The sequence below is a fragment of the Pedobacter sp. W3I1 genome, from assembly GCF_030816015.1.
In the GTDB taxonomy this organism is placed as follows: domain Bacteria; phylum Bacteroidota; class Bacteroidia; order Sphingobacteriales; family Sphingobacteriaceae; genus Pedobacter.
The window spans coordinates 328,655-353,368 of the sequence record NZ_JAUSXN010000001.1; the positions used below are offsets into that span (position 1 = coordinate 328,655).

At 36.5% G+C, this 24,714-nt stretch carries 18 protein-coding genes; 12 read left to right on the top strand and 6 right to left on the bottom strand.

Annotated elements, in window-relative coordinates; all coding sequences use genetic code 11:
- Positions 1-6: 6 nt before the first annotated feature.
- The 3 genes from QF042_RS01420 to QF042_RS01430 form a co-directional block, all read right to left on the bottom strand.
- Complete coding sequence (locus QF042_RS01420) at positions 7-3,087, bottom strand: SusC/RagA family TonB-linked outer membrane protein (RefSeq protein WP_307524601.1); 3,081 nt, start codon at positions 3,085-3,087, stop codon at positions 7-9.
- A gap of 41 nt (positions 3,088-3,128) precedes the next feature.
- Positions 3,129-4,184 carry a FecR family protein gene (locus QF042_RS01425; RefSeq protein ID WP_307524604.1) on the bottom strand — a complete coding sequence of 352 codons (1,056 nt, stop codon included), beginning with the start codon at positions 4,182-4,184 and terminating at the stop codon, positions 3,129-3,131.
- Positions 4,185-4,284: 100 nt separating this feature from the next.
- Positions 4,285-4,833 carry a sigma-70 family RNA polymerase sigma factor gene (locus QF042_RS01430; RefSeq protein WP_307524606.1) on the bottom strand — a complete coding sequence of 183 codons (549 nt, stop codon included), beginning with the start codon at positions 4,831-4,833 and terminating at the stop codon, positions 4,285-4,287.
- Between the two features lie 309 nt (positions 4,834-5,142).
- Here QF042_RS01430 and QF042_RS01435 point away from each other — a divergent pair, with 309 nt between their 5' ends.
- The 7 genes from QF042_RS01435 to QF042_RS01465 all read left to right on the top strand — a co-directional run bounded on the left by QF042_RS01435 (position 5,143) and on the right by QF042_RS01465 (position 15,906).
- Entirely contained in the window at positions 5,143-8,460 is a 3,318-nt protein-coding gene (locus tag QF042_RS01435) for a DUF4175 family protein (RefSeq protein ID WP_307524608.1), read from the top strand.
- A gap of 47 nt (positions 8,461-8,507) precedes the next feature.
- Positions 8,508-8,747: a hypothetical protein gene (locus tag QF042_RS01440; protein ID WP_307524610.1), complete on the top strand. Its 240-nt coding sequence runs from the start codon at positions 8,508-8,510 to the stop codon at positions 8,745-8,747.
- Positions 8,747-9,040: a type II toxin-antitoxin system RelE/ParE family toxin gene (locus QF042_RS01445; protein WP_307524612.1), complete on the top strand. Its 294-nt coding sequence runs from the start codon at positions 8,747-8,749 to the stop codon at positions 9,038-9,040. The genes QF042_RS01440 and QF042_RS01445 overlap by 1 nt, the downstream gene beginning before the upstream one ends.
- A 79-nt stretch (positions 9,041-9,119) precedes the next feature.
- A complete protein-coding gene (gene ybeY, locus QF042_RS01450) occupies positions 9,120-9,557 on the top strand; it encodes an rRNA maturation RNase YbeY (RefSeq protein WP_307524614.1) in 438 nt (145 codons plus the stop codon).
- A gap of 711 nt (positions 9,558-10,268) precedes the next feature.
- Positions 10,269-12,131, top strand: coding sequence for an ABC-F family ATP-binding cassette domain-containing protein (locus QF042_RS01455; protein ID WP_307524616.1), 1,863 nt, complete (start codon positions 10,269-10,271; stop codon positions 12,129-12,131).
- A 144-nt stretch (positions 12,132-12,275) separates the two neighbouring features.
- On the top strand, positions 12,276-14,138 hold the full coding sequence (gene mnmG, locus QF042_RS01460; protein WP_307524618.1) for a tRNA uridine-5-carboxymethylaminomethyl(34) synthesis enzyme MnmG: 1,863 nt from the start codon (positions 12,276-12,278) through the stop codon (positions 14,136-14,138).
- Between the two features lie 121 nt (positions 14,139-14,259).
- Positions 14,260-15,906: an Ig-like domain-containing protein gene (locus QF042_RS01465; RefSeq protein ID WP_307524621.1), complete on the top strand. Its 1,647-nt coding sequence runs from the start codon at positions 14,260-14,262 to the stop codon at positions 15,904-15,906.
- A gap of 106 nt (positions 15,907-16,012) precedes the next feature.
- Here the strand turns inward: QF042_RS01465 and QF042_RS01470 are convergent, their stop codons facing one another.
- Both QF042_RS01470 and nadB read right to left on the bottom strand, forming a co-directional pair.
- On the bottom strand, positions 16,013-16,525 hold the full coding sequence (locus tag QF042_RS01470; RefSeq protein WP_307524622.1) for a gamma carbonic anhydrase family protein: 513 nt from the start codon (positions 16,523-16,525) through the stop codon (positions 16,013-16,015).
- Positions 16,526-16,634: 109 nt separating this feature from the next.
- Positions 16,635-18,221, bottom strand: a complete 1,587-nt coding sequence (gene nadB, locus QF042_RS01475) for an L-aspartate oxidase (RefSeq protein ID WP_307524624.1) — start codon at positions 18,219-18,221, stop codon at positions 16,635-16,637.
- 450 nt (positions 18,222-18,671) lie between these two features.
- On the opposite strand from nadB, the gene nadA reads away from it, so the two are divergent.
- From nadA to thiL, 3 genes are all read left to right on the top strand, one after another.
- Positions 18,672-19,670 carry a quinolinate synthase NadA gene (gene nadA, locus QF042_RS01480; RefSeq protein ID WP_307524626.1) on the top strand — a complete coding sequence of 333 codons (999 nt, stop codon included), beginning with the start codon at positions 18,672-18,674 and terminating at the stop codon, positions 19,668-19,670.
- Positions 19,671-19,780: 110 nt separating this feature from the next.
- Positions 19,781-21,010 carry a dicarboxylate/amino acid:cation symporter gene (locus QF042_RS01485; protein WP_307524627.1) on the top strand — a complete coding sequence of 410 codons (1,230 nt, stop codon included), beginning with the start codon at positions 19,781-19,783 and terminating at the stop codon, positions 21,008-21,010.
- A 100-nt stretch (positions 21,011-21,110) separates the two neighbouring features.
- Entirely contained in the window at positions 21,111-22,151 is a 1,041-nt protein-coding gene (gene thiL, locus QF042_RS01490; RefSeq protein ID WP_307524629.1) for a thiamine-phosphate kinase, read from the top strand.
- A 191-nt stretch (positions 22,152-22,342) separates the two neighbouring features.
- On the opposite strand, the gene QF042_RS01495 is transcribed toward thiL, so the two are convergent.
- Positions 22,343-23,728, bottom strand: a complete 1,386-nt coding sequence (locus QF042_RS01495) for a DNA recombination protein RmuC (RefSeq protein WP_307524632.1) — start codon at positions 23,726-23,728, stop codon at positions 22,343-22,345.
- A gap of 118 nt (positions 23,729-23,846) precedes the next feature.
- On the opposite strand from QF042_RS01495, the gene QF042_RS01500 reads away from it, so the two are divergent.
- Positions 23,847-24,392, top strand: a complete 546-nt coding sequence (locus tag QF042_RS01500) for an ACT domain-containing protein (RefSeq protein WP_307524634.1) — start codon at positions 23,847-23,849, stop codon at positions 24,390-24,392.
- Positions 24,349-24,687 carry a formyltransferase family protein gene (locus QF042_RS01505; protein WP_307524636.1) on the top strand — a complete coding sequence of 113 codons (339 nt, stop codon included), beginning with the start codon at positions 24,349-24,351 and terminating at the stop codon, positions 24,685-24,687. Before QF042_RS01500 ends, QF042_RS01505 begins: the two co-directional genes overlap by 44 nt.
- The last annotated feature ends 27 nt before the right edge of the window (positions 24,688-24,714 follow it).

The window sequence follows — 24,714 nt, forward strand, 5'->3', positions numbered from 1 at the left end:
TATTAATTAAAATGAAGCCCTGAAACTCAATGCAACTGTTCTGGCAAAAGGATAGTCAATGCCCCGCTCACGCCTAACTGTCGATGCAGTAAAAATATCGTTCGCCATTGCATTGATATTGAAAGACCGCATGCCCAGTTTTTTTACCCAAAGCTTATTATCGAAGGTATAGCCGATATTGATCGCCTCACCTGATATTGTATTTTCTTTTTGGACAAATCTTGAAGAAATTGGTGTAGTAGAGGTTTGTGAAATAGACTTAAACTGCGCCACGTCACCTGGTTTTTGCCACCTGTCGTAAAGTGCCCTTTTATCCTGATTGAGGGTGATGCTGGTAAAGCTGATGTTTTCAACTTTTTCAAATAACGCAGAATTGAATATGTCGCCCCCGAGTTTATACCTGATGTTAATACCAAAGTTAAACCCCTTAAACATGAGGTTTGTGGTAAATACGCCTTCAACTGTTGGCGTTGTATTTCCAACAGGCGATATATTTGCTGCACTGTAATCAAACGAGTACTGTCCGCTCGGGGTTAAAAAAACCTCTCTTCCGGTTGCAGGATCGATACCTAGAGATTTTGCCGCCCAAATGGTTTCGGCACTATAGCCATCGGTAAATCTTAATGTCGATTTGTCCAGTTCCTGTTGTTTATTTAAGGAGTTTAAGGTGTTTCCAAAGCCAGCATACTTACTCTTGTACATTGATCCGGTTAAACCAAGCATTAATACTACTCTTCTTGCAGGATTATAAATTGGTGAGTAGTTTAATTTGGCTTCTAAACCATTATAAGTTAACGTACCTGCATTTAAAGGATAGTTAAATACACCCGTAGAAGATGGCAGATCGACAGCCACCACCAATGGATCTGTTTTTTTATGATAAGCATTAATATAACCTGTAAGTCTATTGCCAAAAAGCACAAAATCTACACCGGCACTAATATGTGTTGTTTTTTGTGGCGCCAGGTCAGGATTTCCAAGTGTAGTTAAGCCTATACCCTGCCCGAATTGATTGTAATTACTATTACTGTTATAGTTATAAACCGATACAGATGTTACGCTCCCATAATTCTGATTGCCTGTAACGCCAATATTCCCAAAAAGCTTTAATCTGTTTATCAAGCTTTTTCCTTTAAAGAATGCTTCATTATGGACATTCCAACCCAATCCAAAGGAATAATATGGTGAAAATTGCTTATTCGTTCCAAAGGCGGTAGAACCATCCAGACGATAGGATGCATCAGCCAAGAATCTATTATCAAAGGCATAATTCGCAGAAAACGTTCCATTTAATGTTCTGTAAACACTGGAAGTGGCTTCGGGATAAGTATTTTCTGAATAGCCATAGGCAAACCGCGGATTACCGTTGCTTCCGGCAGGAAAACCTTCTAATAATGTGGAGTAACTACTATTCGAATTTTCATTAACCGATGCCCTGAAGTTTGCATTCAAAATATGTTTTTCGGCAAATGTTTTATAATACGTAAGCAATACATTTGCCTGGTAAGATAAATTACTTAAATGACCATCGCCATAGGTTCCTTTTCTCAATAAGGTAACATCTTCAAATTCACTGCTTTCTGGGGCCCTGAATTTTTTGGAGTTTGTATTTCCCTTTGTAATCTGAACAGCTCCGTTTAATCTCAAATCTTTTGTCAAATCATAATTCAGATTAAGATTGTTCTGAATTTCTAAATTTTTTGTATTGTCATATTGCGGTAGCGTACCATTGTATAATGGATTCCGAACCTTAATCACCGTTCCGTTCGATTGCCTAGTAACTTCCAGATATCGATTGGTATAGTTTTTTTCGAAGTAAGGATTAGCATTAACATAATCAGCAAAAGAACCGTAAGGTGAGTTGTCTGCAGAATAGCCCCTGATGTAGGTAACATTATTAATATTCAGTTTATTTTTTCGGTAAGTAAGATTAATACTTCCGCTGTAGCTATCTCTTCCCGAACCTTTCATGGCGCCGGTTTGAGACTTATAATTCATTCCGAGACCGTAAGTGAAGGTATTATCACCACCCTGAGCAAAAACAGATGAGTTGTTGGTATAACCTGTTTGTATCGGTTCGCTTAACCAGTAGCTATCAACGCCTTTTTTTACGGCAGCAAGGTGAGTGTTGTAGAGCTCATCTAAAAAAACTTGTTGCGTTGGGGTATCTGATGAAGTATATCTGCCTGATAATCTTTCAAATTCCAGTTTTTCAGTTGCATTCATCATATTATACCCGGATAAATCAGGGCTTTCTACCCTAAAATCGTTTGAATATGTAAACTGAAGTTCTCCTGGCTTTGGCCTGATGGTTTCGATAACCACAACGCCATTTGATGCTCTTGCACCATATAATGCCGTTGAAGCAGCATCCTTCAAAATGGTAACAGACCCCACCCTGTTCATATCCAAATCTACAATGGTCTGCAAACTGGATTCAAAACCATCTAAAATAAATAGTGGCTGATTTGGATCACCACCAAACTGATCTTTTAAACTAGCACTTGGCACGCTACTTTTCCCCCTAACCTCTATAACCGGTAAAACATTGGGATTAGAGCCTGCCAGGTTATTTTCCATTAATAAAAATGAAGGATCTAAAGTTCTTAAGCTCTGAATGATGTTATTATTTCCAACCATTTTTAACGCATCACCAGAAAATGTGGCTGTACTTCCAGTAAAGGTGTTTTTATTTCTGGTGATACCTGTACCCGTTACAATTACTTCTTTATCCAAGCTGGTACTACTTTCTTTCAAGAGTACCGAAAGCGAAAAAGTGCCGCCATCTTTAACTATTCCTCTAATGGTTTTAGATTCGTAACCTATAAAATTGATGGTGAATTGATAACTTCCTGCAGCTAGTCGCGGAAAACTAAACACACCATTCCTATCAGAAGAAGTGCTTGTTTTAACTCCCGTTTGCACATGCCGGGCAATAATTGTTGCGCCTACAATGGTTTCTTTTGCATCTTTAACCACCCCTTTAACTGCTGGCGTTTGCGCGTAAGCGCTAAATCCATGGTAAAGGCAAAGCAGTAGCAGGAAGACACGTTTTGGAACGTTCCTTTTAGTAAAAATTTTAATCATGAAGTTAGTTAGTTTGGTCTAGTTGTGTTTAGGGTTTTTGTTTACTTCTTCTTTATGTTATATCCCACCTCTGTTTTTTCTGGGGTCAGGTTATTGAGCGAACAAAGCATATTTAAGAAGGAATCAATGTCGTCGCGTCCGAATTCATATTGTCCTGTAAATACTTTTTTGTTTAACTGACCTGCAGAATATTTTATTTTAATGTTCAATTTAGTTTCAAGTGCATCAAAAACACCAGCTAATGATTCGTTATCGAAAATAATGGCATTTTCGGTAACAATAGCCTTGTTCTGATCTAAAATTTCTAGTTTCTTAGCCGGTAGAATATTAACCTCTTTCACATTTGCAACATAGGTTTGCATATTTACCGTAAATACTTTCCCTGGCAATAAATAAACGGTTTTAACACCTGCTGATAAGAGTTTTTGCTGGGGTTTAACCACCACCTTTCCCTCGATTAACCTCACCTTCGTATAAAGGCCCTTTTTAAAAGCAGTTATTTTAAAAATGGTACCTAAAGCAGTAGTAGCGAGGTTATTGGCAAAAACCGTAAAAGGTTTTGTCTTGTCTTTATGTACCCTGAATAATGCCTGTCCTATCAAAACCACATCTCTCTTTCCTTGGTCAAACGGAAAATAACTTACCTCACTGTTTGGATCAAGTTCAACAATGGTTCCATCAGGAAGGGTATGAATTTGTTTTGCATTTGAGGTATTAGTTACGAACTTAGCCACCCTTGCAGGCACACCATGTTTAGCTAAAGCAACAGTAGATTTAGAAACCTGATTACTGTTAAATTTATAAACCACCAATCCTATGGTAGCAATCAATGCTATCGAGGCGGCATAAGCCAAATAACGCAAGCGGCGTCTTTTAATTTCTATTCTATCATGGATATGATCCAATACATTTACATAAATCCGTTCTGATACTTCGCCATCAACTTTTTCCTTTGGTTCAAAATGCGCCCATTCCTCGCTGTTTAAATAAATTTCGCGGTTGTCTCCATCAGCTAAAAATTTACTTACCATGCGCGCTTCTTCGGCAGTACATTGTCCGGCAAAAAACTTCTCAACAAGCTTTTGGTTGATTTGCATAACTACAATACGTTTTTGAAAGCGCTTTACCCCTATGGGGTCGAAATTATTTTGAATAATTCTTAATTATAGTGCCCATTATGATCAAAAAAGGCAATAATTATTTATTAATAATGGCTGACATGATGATGGCTAAAGAAATAATCGAAGAAAATGCAGCCCTTAACTGTTTTAATGCTTGCGATATGTGATTTTCGACAGTTTTTGGAGAAATAGAAAGCATTTTTGCAATTTCTTTATAAGAATAACCCTCTACTTTACTCAATTTGAATACTTTTTTCCTAACGGGAGCCATTTTTTCGATAGCCTGCTCAAGTGCATAGTGCATTTCTGGTTGATCAGCTTCATTCTGAAAGGCATAATCATTTTCTACTACCGTTAAATGCTTTTTGCCAACAGCTTCTTTCCTTAACTGATCGATAAGGATAGTACCCGCAATGCGGAAAATCTGAGCTGATAAACTATATTCCGAAGAAAGATTTGCCCTCTTTTCCCAAAGCCTGATAAAAGTAAGCTGCACCACCTCTTCTGCCATGTACACTGAACCTGTTTTTTTCAGTACATAGGCGTAAAGTTTTTGGTTGAACAAACGGTAAACGGTTTGAAAAGTTTGTAAACAACCCGACACTAAATCAGCAACATAGTCCATTAATTGGATTCCTAAGAGAATAAAAAAGAGTGATTTTGTTTGTTATTCGGAGCGGATGATAGGCCAAAGATATTTTTTCAAAAAATAAGAATCAATACCATATTGATTTTTTAACGGTTTTTCATGCGAAAACAAGCTTCTTAAATTAAATCAAACGTTTGTCTTATTTTCACAAAAATCTCCATTTCCAATCAATTTGGAAGAAAAAGCTGCAAATAATGAAAATTGATAACCAATTTGTAATAAACACGTTATCCTAATATCAGATTTCTTTCAATTGATTAGAACTATTTTTACATTTACAGTGATATGGTGAGCAATAACTACAGTGATTTATTACGGAAGATAGATGAGTTTATCCGCAAATTTTACCTGAATAAAATTTTGCGTGGAAGTATTTATGCCGCTGCCATACTTTTGGGCCTATATCTTGTTGTTTTTTTGAGTCTTTATTACCTCAATCCAACTGCTGGTTTTAAAACCTTAGTATTTTTTGCCTATTTACTTGTCGGGACCTTACTTGTTGGCTTTCTGATCATCAAACCATTGCTTTCGATGCTCAAATTGGGCAAACACCTTACTTTCGACGAAGCATCGGTTATCATTGGAAATCACTTTTCCGATATTAAGGATAAATTATTGAATACCTTACAACTTCATCATTTATCTGAAAATCATCCTGAAAACAACCACCTTATTCTTGCCAGTATCGATCAAAAAATATTGGAGCTTAAACCCGTTCCGTTTTACACCGCTGTTAGCATTAACGATAACCGGAAATATTTAAAATATCTTTTTGTTCCACTTTCTATCATTTTACTTATAGCCATTATTGCCCCTACGATTTTACGCGAGGGCACAAATAGTTTTTTTAAGTATGATGAGTATATTTCTCCAAAAGCCCCGTTCAGCTTTACTGTTTTAAATAAAAGTTTAACGGTTACACAAGGTGATGATTTAACCTTAAACGTTAAACTAGCCGGTGATGAATTACCTGCCGAAATTTATGTTGAAGACGGAAAAAACACCTATAAACTCGAAAAAGAGAATATCAGTAAGTTTAATTACAGCATCAAAAATATACAGAACGATAAAAAACTGGTTTTTAAAGGTGGTGGTTTTAGTTCAGCTGTGTTTACGGTTTCCGTTAAGCCACGTCCTGAACTACTAAATGCAACCGCAACTTTAAATTACCCCGCTTATCTGGGCAAAAAACAGGAATTGATTGCTAATGTTGGCGATATGTTCCTACCTGAAGGCACAAAAGTTACCTGGAACTTTAAAACCGGCCAGAGCAGTTCACTGCTGTTTATTTTAAATGGAACCGAAAATGTTTTAAAAGTTGAGGATAATGAATCGGCCTTTAATGCAACCATCAGGAATAATTCAAAATATAGTATCACGCCTAAAAACCAATACGTAACAATCAGGGATTCGCTTTCACACCAAATTACCGTTGTTAAAGATCAAGCGCCGGGTATAAGCGTTGAAGAAAAGCCCGACTCTGTGAGTAATAAAGCCTTATATTTTAGTGGACATGTAACTGATGATTACGGATTTAGCCGTTTAAGTTTTAAGTATAACATCAAAGAAAACAACCGCATTGTGGGTACGGTTGCCAAGAATATTGCCATTAAAAGCAATGCGACTGAAAATAGCTTTTTCTATTTCTGGGATTTAAAAACTGCTGCTGCCAAACCTGGTCAGGAAATTGAATATTATTTTGAAGTAGCTGATAACGATGGCGTAAATGGCGCAAAGGTTACCCGATCGGAAATGAAAACCTTTAAACAACCTACAAAAAAAGAAACCGCCGAACAGGTAAATGCAAGCAACCAGGCTTTAAAACAGAAAATGCAATCGGCCATCCGTTTGGCCAATACCATCGAAAAAGAAAGTAAAAAAGTAGCCGAAAGCCTCATCGATAAAAAACAGATTTCTTTCGAAGATAAAAAACAGATTGAAGCCCTTTTAGACAAACAAAAACAGCTGGATGAAGCCGTAAAAGAAATTAAAGAGCAGAACGATAAAAATATTCAGCAACAGGAAGACCAAAAGCAAACTGAAGAGCTGCTGGAAAAACAAAAGCAGATTAAAGACCTGTTTGATAATGTGCTGGATGAGAAAACAAAAGAGCTTTTGCAAAAGCTGCAAAACCTGATGAATGAGAAAAATAAGGACCAAACGCAGAATGAACTATCAAAAATGCAACTGGACAATAAAACCCTTAAAAATGAACTCGACAGGATTTTAGAACTTTACAAACAGTTAGAGTTTGAACAAAACCTTCAAACTGATATAGACCGGCTTAACGAATTGGCTAAAGAGCAGAAGGAACTTGCTGAGCAAACCAAAGATAAAAAGCAGGATAACGAGTCGTTGAAGCAAAAACAGGATGCACTGAACAAGGAGATGAAAGACCTGAAAGACGATCTGAAAAAGCTGGAAGAAAAAAATCAATCGCTTGAAAGGCCAAATCCTTTCGAAAACCCTGAAAAAGACGTTCAGGATATACAAAAAGAACAACAGGAGAGTAAAGATGCTTTAGATAAAAAGGATTCGAAAAATGCAAGCCAGAAACAGCAAAAGGCTGGGGAACAGATGGAAAAGTTATCGAAAAAAATGAGCGATATGCAGCAACAGGGTGAAGAAATGGAAAACAACCTGAATGCCAAAGAGTTGCGTCGCCTATTAGAAAACCTTTTGACTACCTCTTTTGATCAGGAAAAAGTAATGCTCGCCTTAAAGAAAATGACCGCGGCCGATCCATCTTATACCAGCAATGTTCAAAAACAGCGGAGCATTAAAGATAACCTTAAAACCATTGCCGATAGCTTGTACAGTTTAAGCAAACGTGTTCCGCAGATAGAATCGACGGTGAATGAGGAAATGAACAAGATTAATTTCAACCTGGATAAGAGTTTAGAAAGTTTGGGTGATAGAAGAACGCCTGAGGCTAACCGTTTTCAGCAGTTTACCATGACTTCTATTAATAATCTAACCCTGATGTTGAGTGAGGCCTTAAGTCAGTTGCAAAATATGCAGAAAAACGGTAAAGGTGGTAGCGGAAAGCAAAAAAAACAGGGAATGAAGCAGCTTTCACAGATGCAGGAACAGCTGAACAAAAGCATGCAGAAGGCCCGTGAGCAAATGCAAAAACAGGGAGGCAATCAAGGTACGGTTGGTAAAGGACAAATGAGCCAGGAGTTTGGTAAAATGGCGCAGCAACAGCAAATGATCCGTCAGGCTTTAGAAAAAATCAACCGTGAAGAAAATAAAGATGGTACAGGTAAAATGGGCAACCTAAATGAAGCCATTAAAGAAATGAAACAAACGGAGAGCGATCTGGTTAACAAACGTTTGCAACAAGAAACCTTAAACAGGCAGAAAGACTTATTAACCAAGTTATTAGAAGCAGAAAAAGCCGAACGCGATCAGGAAGAAGATACTAAACGTGAAAGTAAAGCAGCTAAGGAGTTTCCACCATCCTACCAAAAAATGGTCGATCAGTTTAAAAAACAACAACAAAATGGCAATGATATGCTACAGAAGTTGCCACCAAGTTTAAACTATTACTATAAAAACAAGATCGCTGAATATTTAAAATCGCTGAATATGGTGCGATAAGCCTCGGAAGAGCGAAGGCTACAGAGTTTTTTATTATATTTGATATCATGACAAGCACAGCAATAAGACAAAGATTAATGACCTATCTATCTGATGCAGAAGATAATAAGATAAAAGCGATTTATACTCTCCTAGAGAGGGAAATAGAGGACGAGCAATCTTTTAGCCTGTCTGAAGAGCATTTGGAGATTATTGATAGAGAGAGAGAACTTCACATAAAGGGTGAAACAAAATCTTACAGTAAACAAGATTCTTTGGATATCATTAAAGGCCTTAAAACACTGTAATGTACACCATTCAGATAAAGCCCATTGCTGTTCAAATGGCAAAAGATGCTTATGATTGGTATGAAGAACAAAAAGAAGGGTTAGGAGATTTTTTTCTGTCAGAACTAAGCAGGTGTTATACCAAGTTAGAGAAGAATCCGCTCTTCTATCAAAAACTAAAAAAGAATTATCGTCATTTAGTCCTTAATAAATTTCCATACGTTTTAATATTCGAGATTATTGGAGAGGAAATCATAATCTTTGCTGTTTTTCACACAGCAAGAAGTCCGAAATTTAAATTCAAAAAAAAGTAAACATCTAAATTAGACGCTGAATCAGGTTCAGCGCAACTATTGGAATATTTCTTAAATTTGCGGCCATAAACACAATAACATGCCTGCAATATCATTTTTCACAGAATCAGTTAGCTATAATCTTCCTCAGAAACTTAAGGTAAAGAAATGGATTAAAGCAACCATTGAAAAAGAAGGTTTCAAATTGCAGGAACTTAATTTCATTTTCTGTAGCGACGAATACCTGTTGGGCATCAACCAACAATACTTAAACCACGATACTTATACCGATATCATTACTTTCGATAACTCAGAAGAAGAAAAACAGATTGTGAGTGATATTTTTATCAGCATTGAGCGCGTTAAAGAAAACGCCAAAACCTTCAAAACACTGGAATTTGATGAGGTTTGTCGCATTATGATCCATGGAACCCTCCATTTATTGGGTTACAAAGACAAAGGAAAAGCTGCCAAAACCCTTATGACTCAGAAAGAAGATGAATACTTGAGTTACAGAGTTGAAGCTGGCTTAGTTTAATTTACTATTTTCTTCTTCCCTTGGTGTCATTCTGAGCGCAGCGAAGAATCTTTTATTTGTTATCAAATTATTTATTTCATTTTTTGTTTGAGTTCTGTTCCATCGTCTGGTCGTCATTTCGATTCTATAGCTATCGGATGAAGCGCAGTCCCCGAACTTTCGGGAGAGAAACTTTTAACATAGTTCAAAGATTTCTCCACTACGGTCGAAATGACGATGCCCCCGACACAATCGTATTGTTATAATTTCCTGAATCTAAGTTAACCTCCTCCCTTCCCAATTATTTTTTAATGGCGTTCGTCTAAAAGTTACGGGCGTTCGTCGACTATTAATCTATACTGGTATAATACAACGATAAGCTGTGCAACTTTTATGGCCTATTGCAGTCTTATATAAAAAGCAACAATAAATAGATGAAGAGCTGAGGTTTTGAAACCTATTTCCTTTCATCATAAAGATAAAGTTTAGTTTTAGTTAATGATTGAAGCAGCGGTGGAGCGAGTCCGACCGCTGTTTTCTTTTTATCCATTTCGGCAAAAAAAGCATACACATCTATCTTTTAAGATTGTACTTCTCTCAGCTGATAAAATAATCAATAATACGCCATTTTTTGCCTGATATAGATTGCTTTACAATTTGATTATGCGGTCCCAAATATTTTATACTTACTTTTGCACTAATTTTCCTTTATAAATCCGAAACACAAAAAAATTGAGCACACTAATTGCGGCAGAAGGCTTAGGACATGGTTATCATGACGAATGGCTATTTAAAAATTTAACCTTGGGTATTAACTCTGGTCAGCGCGTAGCGTTGGTTGGAATTAATGGTGCGGGTAAGAGTACACTTTTGAAATTATTGGCAGAAAGGTTCCCTCCGCTCGAAGGTAAAATTGTAAAAAATAAAGCTGTTAAAATCGGTTTTCTCGACCAGGAACCGCAATTTACGGAAGGTTTTTCTATTAGTGACCATATATTTTCTTTAGAGAATAAACAACAACAGTTAATTAAGGAATATGAAGAATTAATTGAAGACCCTAATCCAGACGAAAAAACGCTTAACCGTTTATATGAAGAATTAAGCGAACACAACGCCTGGGAATATGAACATGAGATTAAAACCATTTTAAATAGAATGGGCATTACTCATCTTCAACAGAAAATATCCACCCTATCTGGTGGACAAAAGAAACGTTTGGCCCTAGCTAAGCTTTTAATTGAAGATCCGGAAATTTTGGTGCTTGATGAGCCAACCAACCATTTGGATATTGATACCATTGAATGGCTCGAGAAATTATTAACTACCGGACAAAAAACAATTCTATTGGTAACACACGATAGGTATTTCCTAGACAACGTTTGTAATACCATAGTAGAATTAGATAGAGGTAAGATTTTCAACTATAATGGAAATTATGCTTATTACTTAGAGAAAAAATCAGAAAGAGAAGCTTTGGACGCAACGGTTTTACATAAGAACCAACAGCTATTAAAGAAAGAATTAGAGTGGATGAGGCGCATGCCACAGGCTCGTGGAACGAAATCTAATGCCAGAATCAATGCTTTTTACGATTTAGAAGAAAAATCAAAGAAAAAGTCTGATAATCAGAATATTAACCTCCAAATGAAGATGTCTCGCCAAGGAGGGAAGATTATTGAAATCGAACACATTGCAAAAGCATTTGATGGACGTCCGATCATTAATGATTTCAGTTATACTTTTAAAAAAGGCGACCGCATTGGCTTAGCTGGAAAAAATGGAACCGGAAAATCTACCTTGCTAAATATCATTACCAGTCAATTAACACCAGATGCTGGCAAGGTTGACACGGGAGACACTACTGTTTTTGGTTATTACAAACAGGGTGGTTTAACATTCGATCCGAAAGAAAGAGTAATCGATATTGTAAAATCAGACGCTGAATATATTAAAATGGCTGACGGTTCCGTAATTACTGCTTCTGCCCTATTAACCTTATTTCTCTTCCCGCCAAAGAAACAACATGGTATGGTTGAGAAATTAAGTGGTGGTGAAAAGAAGCGCTTGAACCTAATGAAGGTGCTGATGCAAAATCCAAATTTTTTGATTTTGGATGAGCCAACTAATGATCTCGACATAGACACATTGAACGTTCTTGAAGAATTTTTAGAGAACTTTCCAGGCATATTAATGTTGGTTTCCCACGATAGGTATCTGCTTGATAAAATGAGTGATCAGCTATTTATCATGGAGGGTGAAGGTGTAGTTAAAATTTATAACGGCAATTATTCTGAGTATCGTTTGAGTTTAGATCAACCAAAAGTTAAAACAGAAACCAAAAAAACTCCCACTCCTGTTGTAGAACAAGCACCAGTTAAAGCCGTAAAAAAATTAAGTTTCAAAGAGCAAAAAGAATTAGAAGATAGCGAAAAAGGTATAGCAGAATTGGAAACCAAAATAGTTTCGCTTAACGAAATTCTGGTTAAAATTGATGCGGCTGACTATATAAAAATCCAGGAAGTTTCAAATGAGATAGAGTCGCTTCAGGTAAAGCTAGATGAATTAACCATGCGTTGGCTCGAACTCTCAGAATAAAAGCGCGATTCAAAGATGTTTTCCGCGTTATGTTTCACGTGGAACATTAAGTATCGTCATGCTGAATTTATTTCAGCATCTCAATAAAAGAATAGATAAAAACCAATTGTTCCACGTGGAACAATTAAAGAAATAACAAATAAAATGTTTTCAAAATACGATTTGATTGTCGTTGGCGCTGGCCATGCAGGCTGTGAAGCTGCTGCTGCAGCTGCCAATTTAGGATCATCTGTTTTATTAATTACAATGAATATGGGTACCATTGCCCAAATGAGTTGTAACCCAGCAATGGGTGGAGTAGCTAAAGGACAGATTGTTCGTGAGGTGGATGCCATGGGTGGTTATTCTGGTATCATATCTGATAAATCGACCATTCAATTTAGAATGCTCAACAAATCAAAAGGCCCTGCGATGTGGAGCCCTAGAGCACAGATAGACAGAATGCGCTTTGCTGAAGAATGGAGATTGGCACTAGAGAGAACACCCAACCTGGATATGTGGCAAGATAGCGTTGTAGGCTTACTGGTAAAAGACAATACAGTATATGGCGTTAAAACATCTTTAGGGATAGAAATAGAAAGTACAGCAGTAGTGCTTACCAATGGAACTTTTTTGAATGGCGTAATGCACATTGGAGAAAAGAAATTTGGAGGAGGCAGAACAGCTGAAAGAGCATCAACTGGAATTACCGAGCAATTGGTAGAATTGGGTATGGAAGCAGGCCGTATGAAAACGGGCACTCCCCCACGCGTAGATGGAAGAAGTTTGGATTATACCAAAATGGAAGAGCAATGGGGAGATGAAAACCCTGGTAAATTTTCCTACACTGATACTGAAGTTTCGACCGATCAACGTTGTTGCTGGATTACCTATACAAATGGAGATGTTCATGAAACTTTAAAAGAAGGTTTCGAAAAATCGCCAATGTTTACCGGAAGAATTAAAGGTTTAGGACCGAGATACTGTCCATCAATTGAAGATAAAATTAACCGTTTTGCCGAACGCGACAGACATCAGATTTTTGTTGAACCTGAAGGATGGAATACTTGCGAAATTTATGTAAACGGATTTTCAACTTCACTTCCGGAAGATGTACAATTTAAAGCTTTAAGGTTAATACCAGGTTTCGAACAGGCAAAAATGTTCAGGCCAGGTTACGCCATTGAATATGATTTCTTCCCACCGACTCAATTGTCTTTAACCCTGGAAACTAAACTGATCAGCAATTTATTTCTAGCCGGACAAATTAATGGAACTACAGGATATGAAGAAGCCGCTTGTCAGGGTTTCATGGCTGGTATAAATGCACATCAAAAAATCACAGATAAACATGAACTGATCATGAAAAGATCTGACAGTTATATTGGCGTTTTAATTGATGACCTGGTAACAAAAGGAACGGAAGAACCTTATCGTATGTTTACATCGAGGGCCGAACACCGTTTGTTATTGAGACAAGATAATGCCGATATCCGCTTATCTCCTATCGGGCATGAGCTGGGTTTAATTTCTGATGAGCGATTAGAAAAGGTAAATCAGAAAATTGCTAATGCCGATGCTTTGGTTAAATTCACCAAAACCCAGGGTATCGAAATGAGCGATGCAAATCCAATGCTCGAAATTTTAGGATCAAGCGCTTTAAATCAAAATGTAAAAATACACAGTTTGGTAGGCAGGCCTCATGTTGGATTACCTGATCTGATTAAAGTAAGTAAAGCGCTTGCAGAAGCCACCAAAGATTTAGATAACGAAACTATTGAACAAGCCGAAATCAAAATTAAATATGAAAGTTATTTTGAAAAGGAAAATGAAATTGTAGCCAAGATGTTGAAGATGGAAGACAAAGAAATTAAACCAGATTTCGATTACAATAAAATTGTTTCCATTTCAAAAGAAGCCAGAGAAAAATTATTTAAGATCAAACCGCGTACTTTAGGTCAGGCATCACGGATTTCGGGCGTTTCACCTTCAGACATATCAGTTTTAATGGTCTATATTAATAAGTAATTGATTATCAATACTTTAACTGTTTTAAAACAGACTTAAAATAAAGCGATATAAACTAAAAAAAATATTTTTTAATGTTGCGGTTCCAAAAAGTATAAAAATTCGTAAGAACGTTTAAAATATGCCAAATTTAAAAGCTCAGTATTTTAACCTTAATAATTTAGCGGTTGTTACAACCTTGCTCCTATTTTTTGGTTGTGCAAGTATCCAAACACCACAAGGTGGGCCAAAAGATACGAAGCCGCCAAAAGTTTTAAGCATGACTCCAAAAAATCAAACGAGGAATTTTAATGCTAAAAAAATTGTGATCGAGTTTGATGAATACTTTAATCTTAAAGATGAGTTTAAAGAATTTTCTATTTCACCAGATCAGGAAAAACTTCCTGAGTTAAAAAAGAGACAAAAGAGATTAGAAATAAATCTCAAGGATTCTTTAGAAAAAAATACGACTTATACTTTAAACTTCGGAAAATCTGTTGCCGATGTTAATGAAGGAAATGTAGTTAAAAATTTATCTTACGTTTTTTCTACTGGCCCGGAAATAGATTCGCTATCATTAAGTGGAAAAGTAATTAATTCGCTAACGGACGAACCTGAAAAAGAAGTTACTGTTTTTATATTGCCTTTAGCAAGAGATAGCATTTTTGGAAAAAAACGTCCATCAATATATAGCACTACTGACAGTGCAGGAACCTACAAATTGAATAATCTAAGAAAAGGTACATATAAAGTATATGCAGTTAAAGAAAGTGGCGGAGGAGGCGATAAAATATACCAGCAGATTTCGGATGAAGTTGGATTTATAAAAGAACCTATTGTAATAGATAAAAATATAGAAAATATAAATCTGCAGGTATTTAAAGAATTGGCACCCGAATTCCGCGTATTAGACCGAAAACTAAACAATGACGGCAGTATATCACTCATCTTTAACCAACAGCTTAAAAGCCCTAAAATAACCATTACAGATCCTCCAGCTGTAGACGTAGGTAAATTTGTCCATTTTTCTAAAAATAATGATACGGCCAAAATATGGTTAAAGGATTTAAGTTTTGATTCGGTTAAGATTGCTATACAAGATCAGGGTAAGGTTTTACAAACCTTAAATTTTACCAGAGGTAAAAAAGACACTTACACACGCGATGTTACCATTACTGATAATTTATCGGGTGGCAAGTTAAACCCTTTCCAGCAGTTAACCCTTACCTTTCCTTTTCCGATGACTGCTGCAGATCCCGCTAAAATTATCCTCTTAGAAGATTCTGTAAAACGGACAACTTTTGAGGTAGTGAAAGACAGTGTAGATTTTCTTAAATATTACATTAAATATCCCTGGAAAAATAAAAGAACTTATGATTTAAAATTAGCAGCTGGTGCATTTACAGCTATATTTAATGCTAAAAATAAAGATATAACCAAACGTTTCTCACTCGAAAGCCAGGATGCTTATACTACCCTGGTACTAAATGTAACCGTTCCAGATAGCACTAAAAGATATGTTGTGCAGTTTCTAAATGAAAAAAAGGATATCATCAAATCTTTTCCGGTCAGCAAAAACTCGAAAGTTACTTTTTCTAAATATCCGGCCGGCAAATATATGCTCAGGGTAATTTACGACGAGAATAAAAACGGAATATGGGATACCGGAAATGTTAAAGAAGGATATCAACCCGAAAAAGTCTGGTACTTAAAAGCCGTGATGGATTTAAAACCAAATTGGGAACGTGAAGACCCACTGGTGATACCTGCGCCACCTAAAAGTGATTAAACAGATTTACTTAATAGAGATCGTCATTTCGACCGTAGTGGAGAAATCTATTCATTATATCTTATAGATTTCTCAATTTCGCTACGCTTCAGTCGAAATGACGAGCCTAACTAATAAACCACCCCGAATACATAATATAATTATCAGGCAATTTATTCAATAAAGCCCTTTGCTCTTCCGTAATGGGCTTTATTTTTTTAGCAGGCGTACCTGCATATAAATAACCAGTTTCACAAATGGTATTCTCCAATACCACAGATCCTGCTGCAATAATACAATACTCTTCTATAACCGCATGATCCATTACAATTGCACCCATACCAATTAAAACATTATCCTTAACCGTGCAGCCATGTACTATGGCATTATGCCCTACAGATACCCTATTACCGATGTGTGTAGAAGCTTTTAAGTATGTAGCATGAATTACAGCACCATCTTGTATGTTCGATTCATTTCCGATTGTAATCGCATTTACATCGCCTCTAATCACAGCGTTAAACCATACTGAACATTTATCACCTATTATTACATCACCAACAATGGTGGCATTTTCAGCAATAAAATTGTCTTGTCCAATTTGGGGGTATTTATCTTTTACGGGTAGTATTAAAGGCATTTTAAATCTAATATGTGATGGGTAATGTTAAATGTAAGTTTTATGATGTCATGCTGAACTTGTCGAAGCACTATATTACTGGTCTTCGACAGGCTCAGACTGACAATGGCTAAAAAACAGTATCTACTAACTCTTTTGCATGTTCAGGGTAATCGGTAGTGTAATGTAATCCCCTGCTCTCCTTACGTTGCATGGCAGATTTGATCACCAGGTAAGCGGTTTGAATTACATTACGCAATTCGCAAAGTTTAACGGAGACTTTATTTTTTTTATAAAATTCTTCTGTTTCCTGATAAATTAAAAACAAGCGACGGTATGCCCGCTCTAAACGAAAATCTGAACGTACAATACCTACATAATCACCCATAACTTTTTGTAGTTCCCTAAGGTTATGCGTTACCAACACCTCTTCATTACTTTGGGTAACCCCTTTCGAATCCCATTCAGGAATGTTCTCGGGGATGATATTATTTTTAAAGTTTTCTATAGCATCCTGATAAATACGGTGTGCAAAAACTGTAGCTTCTAATAAAGAATTGGATGCCAAACGATTAGCCCCGTGCAAACCTGTTGAAGAACATTCGCCACAGGCATATAAATTTTTTATGGAAGAACGACCATATTCATCAACCAGAATGCCACCACACATATAATGAGATGCAGGTGTAACCGGGATATAATCTTTCGTCATATCTATCCCTATTGATAAACACTTGGCATATATATTAGGAAAATGTTTCAGAATGTCCGCTTTGTTACGCATCGTAATGTCCAGATAAACAAAGTCATCACCCGATTTCTTCATTTCATTATCAACCGCACGGGCTACAATATCACGCGGTGCTAACGATTTACGCTCATCATACTCATGCATAAATTCTTCGCCATTCTTACGCCTTAAAACGCCACCAAAACCCCTGACCGCTTCCGATATTAAGAATGATGGATACTCGCCAGGGTGGTATAAAGCCGTTGGATGGAACTGGATAAACTCCATATTCCTAACTTTTCCCTTTGCGCGGTAAACCATTGCCATACCATCGCCTGTTGCAATAACCGGATTTGTGGTAGCCGAATACACATGTCCAGCACCACCCGAAGCCATTACTGTTACCTTTGCCACAATCTTTTCCACATCGTTAAGCTCTGTGTTAAAGGCATATATGCCATAACAGTTAATATCTTCGGTACGTTTATCCACAAATTCACCCAGGTGATGCTGGGTAATTAACTCGAGTGCAAAGTAATGTGTTAATATCTCTATGTTGTTATTCTCATGAATTTCATTCAGTAACACCCTTTCAATCTCATATCCGGTGATATCTTTATAGTGTAAAACACGGTGTTCAGAGTGCCCACCTTCCTTAGCTAAATCGTAAAAACCCGAGTTATCTTTATCGAAGTTAATACCATAATCAATGATCTCCTGAATACGCTGAGGCCCCTCTTTTACAACGATTTCCACAATTTTTTCATCACATAATCCATCGCCTGCAATTAAGGTATCATCAATATGTTTTTCAAAAGAATCACCTTTATCTACCACCACCGCAACACCGCCCTGAGCGTATTTTGTATTCGATTCGTCTTCGTTAGATTTAGTAACAATTAAAACCTTACCAAACTTTGCTGCTTTAAGTGCGAAACTCAAACCCGCTATACCTGAACCAATTACCAGAAAATCTACTTTCCTCATTAATAAAAACATTTACTTTATCCACGATGTTAACAACTACCTGATAAATGTTAACTCTGTGTCTAAATTATACTAACAAATAAATTTGAATGTTTAAAGCTACTCTAAAAAGACAATTTGCCACAATCTTTTAAGTAATTTTTGAGCACCTTTGTACAAGTAATTAACTTTTTACCTACTTATAAACAATTAACATTCGGGTATTGATAAAATTTGGGCGACTTTTCGATAGTGCTGAAAATCAAACTCATGATATTAAAGAAATGTAATCTAAATGTTAGTAAACGATTAACAACTTATATAAAAGAACTTTTTTTCGAAACTTGCCAACAATACTAACACACTAATAAACAAACAAGATTTATTTATTTAAAAATACTTATTAATTATTGAGACGTTGAAAGCTTTATCTTTGGCCAACGTCAAAATTCAAAAAAGGAAAATTTTAAAATGAACATAGATGTCTTAGAAGAAATCAATAAAAAAGGTTTCGTAGAAGAAGAAATTGATCCTACCCTCGATCTTTTTGCAGAGATTGAGAAATTAAAAAAGGAAAAGAATGCCATTATTCTTGCACACTATTATCAAGAACCTGACATTCAGGATATTGCAGATTATATTGGCGATAGTTTAGGCTTATCTCAGGAAGCTGCAAAAACAGATGCTGATGTAATTGTGTTTGCAGGCGTGCATTTTATGGCCGAAACGGCAAAGATTTTATCGCCTGATAAAACTGTTTTATTACCAGATGTAAAAGCAGGTTGCTCATTAGCAGATAGTTGTCCGCCGCATTTGTTTAGAAAGTTTAAAGAAAAATATCCAGATCACCTGGTCATCACCTATGTAAATTGCACGGCCGAATTAAAAGCTTTAAGTGACATTGTTTGTACCAGTACCAATGCGGTTCAAATTGTAGAGAGTTTACCTAAAGACCAAAAAATAATATTCGGTCCAGATCGCAATTTAGGTGCTTATGTAGCCAAAAAAACCGGAAGGGATTTGGTATTGTGGAATGGTGCCTGTATGGTTCATGAAATTTTTTCACAGGAGAAAATTACAAAACTGAAAGAACGCCATCCGAACGCTAAATTTATAGCGCACCCCGAATGTGAAGAAGTGGTTTTGAAAATGGCTGATTATATTGGCTCAACAACCGGACTTTTAAAATATACGATTACCAATCCGGCAACAGAATTTATTGTAGCTACCGAAAGTGGAATTATCCACCAGATGGAAAAGGCAAATCCAACAAAAACATTTATTCCGGCACCGCCGAACAACAGCTGTGCTTGTAACGATTGCCCGTACATGAAAAGAAATACTTTAGAAAAACTATATTTATGTATTAAAAATGGTTTGCCAGAAGTAACTGTACCAGAGCATATTATTGAGCTTGCCCGTAAACCGATCCAACGTATGTTGGATATTTCAGCGGAATTGGGGTTATAATAAATAAAGTCGTCATTGCGAGGAGGTACGACGAAGCAATCTTAAAGCGCACGCTACCTGCGATCGTTGTAGGATTACTTCGTGCCTCGTAATGACGGGAAAATAAGTATATGGAAAAAAACAACATTCTTAAAAATTACTCAGGCTTATTATGGCTTTTGGCAGGAATAACTGTTGGAAGTATTGTGGGTTTAATTTTTGGGAAAAGTGTTGAAAGTATAAAACCATTAGGAGATATATTTTTAAACCTGTTGTTTACCGCCGTTATTCCATTGGTATTTTTTGCGGTATCATCGGCAATTGCAAATATAGATCGGACCAAGAAATTAGGAAGATTATTAACCATTATGGTTTTGGTTTTTCTTTCTACGATATTAATTTCTGCTGTTTTAACGCTGGTAGCCACATGGATTTTTCCAATTCATCAACAACTGGGAAATGCTCCTTTACCCACTGAACCTGAAAAAATTCAGTCGTTTGGCGAACAAATGACACAGCTTTTAACCGTAGGAGAATTTTTTGAAATAGGAAGTAGAAAAAATATGCTGGCACTGATCATTTTTTCGGTATTAGTTGGTTTTTCTACGCTATATTCTGGTAAAGAAGGTGATGGTTTTAAAAACTTCCTGGTTTCAGGAAATGAAGTGATGAAAAAACTCATCATTTTGATTATGAAACTTGGACCAATTGGTTTGGGAGCTTATTTTGCTTATCAGGTTGGGGTTTTCGGTCCACAGCTTTTTGGTACTTATGCTAAAGCTTTAGGTTTATACTATGGAGTTGGTGCATTTTATTTTATTGTCTTTTTCACCTTATATGCTTTTGTTGCGGGTGGATTTAAAGCGATAAAGGTATTTTGGAAAAATAATATTGTGCCGTCTTTAACTTCAATTGGAACCTGTAGTAGTATTGCTACTATTCCAGCTAATTTAGAGGGTACAACAAAAATGGGTGTGCCGGCATACATCACCAATGTAACGATTCCCTTAGGCTCAACGCTGCACAAAGATGGTTCGAGCATCAGTTCTATTGTTAAAATTGCTGTTGTTTTTGCCATTTTCGGTAAGGATTTAGTGCATGTTGATACCATTATTTTGGCTTTAGGTATTACTGTTTTAGTGAGTATAGTAGAGGGAGGAATACCGAATGGCGGTTATATAGGTGAGTTATTGATGATTTCAGCTTACCAATTACCACCTGAGGCTTTACCACCTGCTATGATTATTGGAACTTTGGTTGATCCGATGGCGACTTTGTTAAATGCTACAGGTGATAATGTTGCAGCCATGTTAATTGCCAGGTTTACAGAGGGTAAAAACTGGATGGAAAATATTAAATAGATAAAATCCGTCACACTGTCCCGATTTTACATCGGGATCAGGGTCTTTTAAATTGAGATGCTGAAACAATTTCAGCATGACGATAATTATAATATAATTTATGTTTGAAAATAAAGAGCGTACAGATATCAATGAATTAGGTGAATTTGGGTTAATTAAACACCTGACCACTAATTTTAAAATTAAAAATGATTATTCGGTAAAAGGTGTTGGCGATGATGCTGCTGTTTTAGATGCTAAAGGAAAACAGACCTTAGTTTCGACCGATTTATTGCTGGAAGGAATCCATTTTGATTTGGCTTATGTGCCTTTAATGCACTTAGGATACAAAGCTGTTCAGGTAAATTTGAGTGATATTTATGCCATGAATGGAAAAGCAAGTCAGATTACGGTTTCGCTGGGTTTGTCGAGTAAATTTCCATTAGAAGCCGTTGAAGAAATTTATAAAGGAATTGAACTGGCCTGCAACAAATATAACATCGATTTAATTGGTGGAGATACCTCTTCGAGCAAGCAAGGTCTGGTGATTAGTATTACCAGTATCGGTTATGCCGATGCCGATAAAGTAGTGTACAGAAATGGCGCTCAAGAGCATGATTTATTATGTGTTTCTGGCGATTTGGGCGGTGCTTATTTAGGTTTACAGATCTTAGAAAGAGAGAAATTAATCTATCTGGAAAATCCACAGATCCAGCCAGATTTAGAAGGTAAAGATTATATCATCGAAAGACAATTGAAACCAGAAGCAAGAATGGATATTATTGCACTTTTAGATGAAATGAATATTAAACCAACTTCGATGATCGATGTTTCGGATGGTTTAGCTTCCGAAATTTTGCATTTGGCAGAGCAATCAGATAAAGGAATGACCATTTATGAAGAGAAAATTCCTTTAGATCCAATGACTTATGAAACTGCCCGTGAATTAGGTTTAGATCCTACAGTTTGTGCTTTAAGTGGCGGCGAAGATTATGAGTTGCTGTTTACCATTAGTCAGGATGATTATAAAAAACTGAAACATGATGTAGATATCACGGTGATTGGGCATGTTACCGATAAAAATTCGGGTTGTAAAATGGTTTCTAAATCAGAAAAAGTACACGAATTGAAAGCCCAGGGTTGGAATGCTTTTAATAAATAATATTTATCAATAAACGGTAAGTCGTCATTTCGAGCGGAGAGCAACGAAGTCGAGAACCACGAAGTGCTCAGCGAAGCTAAATGTATCTAGGCAGATCTCTCCATTTCACTGCGTTTCAGTCGAGATGACGACTTTTTTATTATAGAATATTTTTTTTAGGAAACTGTGGGCTTCGCTTTTAATTTTGAAAGCTATAAATCCGATTCCTCATTAGCATCTAAATATTTTGTATCGATCTGTTTAGTAGTTTTTGCACCTAATTTTTTAATCTTTTCTGAAGTATTGGTTAAATTTCCGGCGCCGATAGATAATTTATTAATGGCTTTATCGTAAGCATCCTGTCCGTTTTTAATGTGTTTACCAATATTTTCCATATCCGAAATAAAGCCAACAAACTTATCGTACATACTACCGCTTAAACGGGCAATTTCCATTACATTCCGGTTTTGGCGCTCTTGTTTCCACATGCTGGCAATGGTACGCAAGGTGGCTAATAACGTTGATGGGCTCACAATCACTACCCTTCTATCCCATGCAAAATTGAAGAGTTCGGCATCTTTTTGGACGGCAATACTAAAAGAAGATTCGATCGGAACAAAGAGCAAAACAAAATCCGGAGAATTGATTTTATATAAATCCTGGTAATTTTTTGAAGATAGTTCCTGGATGTGATTCTTAATTGAGGCTAAATGAGCTTTTATAAAGCCATCACGCTCTTCATCTGTCTCTGCCGATACAGAACGCTCGTAAGCCACCAGCGACACCTTAGCGTCGACAACAAGATGTTTGTTGTCTGGCAGGTCAATAACTACGTCGGGCTGGTAGCGGCCGCCTTCGGCGGAGACATGCGAGGCCTGAATGCGGTACTCCTGGTCGCGCACTAAACCAGAGCGTTCTAAAACTTTTTCCAGAATCACCTCTCCCCAATTTCCTTGTTTTTTGCTATCGCCTTTTAAAGCTTTGGTTAAATTATTGGCATCCTCCTGAATTTGTTTACTTTGATCCATTAATAAAGAAATTACGCCTTTTAAGGTATTTCTTTCATCCGATTCGGCCTTGTAAACTTTTTCTACCTTATCTTCAAAAGCTTTAATATTTTCTTTCAAAGGATTTAAGATAATATCTAAATTAGTCCGGTTCTGCTCGATAAATTTGCTCGATTTTTCCTCCAGAATTTTATTGGCAATTAATTCGAAGTCTTTATTTAGCTTTTCTTGCGACTGCTCAAAACTTACTTTTTGTTCGGCAAGTTTTTCTTTTTCAGCGATGTAGAAAGATCTGGTACTTTCTAACTCTCGGTTGGCATCTGCAAGTCGATCGCGTTCGGCCTGTAATTCATCAATTAAGCGTTGCTGCTCCTGTTTAAGCAAAACCGTAATGTTCTCTTTTTCTATAGATAAATTAGAAACACGTTCGTCAGCCCTGGCTAAACTAATTTTTAACGATTCATTTTCACTTTTTGTTCTTTCGAAATCCTCTACCGAGATAATAGAAATAGCAGCCTGTGGTTTCTTTAAGAATAAAAGAACCAAAACAATTAAAATAACGATTAGTAAAGCAATACCAGCGATCTCCATAATGATAAAAATTTTAGCAAAAATGAAGATTTAAAATAGATATACCAAAAATTTTTAGTTAATATGAACGGAAAATAACGGAAAAAAATTTCTATAATTGGACATTAGTATTTTATAAATGAATGCATTAACAGTCCTTATATCCTGCCCTGATCAGGTTGGTTTAGTTACAAATATTACCCGCGTGCTGGCTGCACACCAATTGAATATTATTGCCATGCGCGAATTTGTAGATGAAGCCAATAAATCTTTTTTTACCCGCATTGCCTGCACCGGAAACCTGGAGGATGCAGAAAAATTAAAGCAAAAACTTTTAGAAAACTTACCAAATGCTGCCGAGGTAAACTTAATTACCCAACAGGAAAAACAGATTGCTGTTTTGGTAACAAAAGAGTACCACTGTTTAGCAGAAATACTGATTAAAAACCAATTTAAGACTTTAGGGGCCAATGTTCAATGTGTAATCGGTAATTACGAAAGCCTGAGAGATTTTACCGAAAAATTGGGTATTCCTTATTTTTACGTCGATCATACCAATAAGAATAAAAATGAATTTGAGGCTGAAGTAAAAGCTATTATAAACCGGTTTGAGGTAGACTATTTAGTGTTGGCTAAAATTTATGCGGATCCTATCTGCCGATTTCGTAAAAGATTATGCAGGTAAAATTATCAATATCCACCATTCCTTTTTGCCCGCATTTATTGGAGCAAACCCATATCGACAAGCTTTTGAACGCGGTGTAAAGATTATTGGCGCTACTGCCCATTTTGTTACCGATAATCTGGATGAAGGACCGATTATTACGCAACATACCAATCACGTAGATCATAATTTTGGGGTTAAAGAAATGGTTCGTGCCGGCAAAGAAATAGAGAAAAAAGTGTTGTTAGAAGCCTTAGAGCTGATTTTTGAAGATCGCGTTTTTGTAAGTGGGAATAAAACGGTTGTGTTTAAATAACTGAGGCGTTATTCCACAAATCGTCAT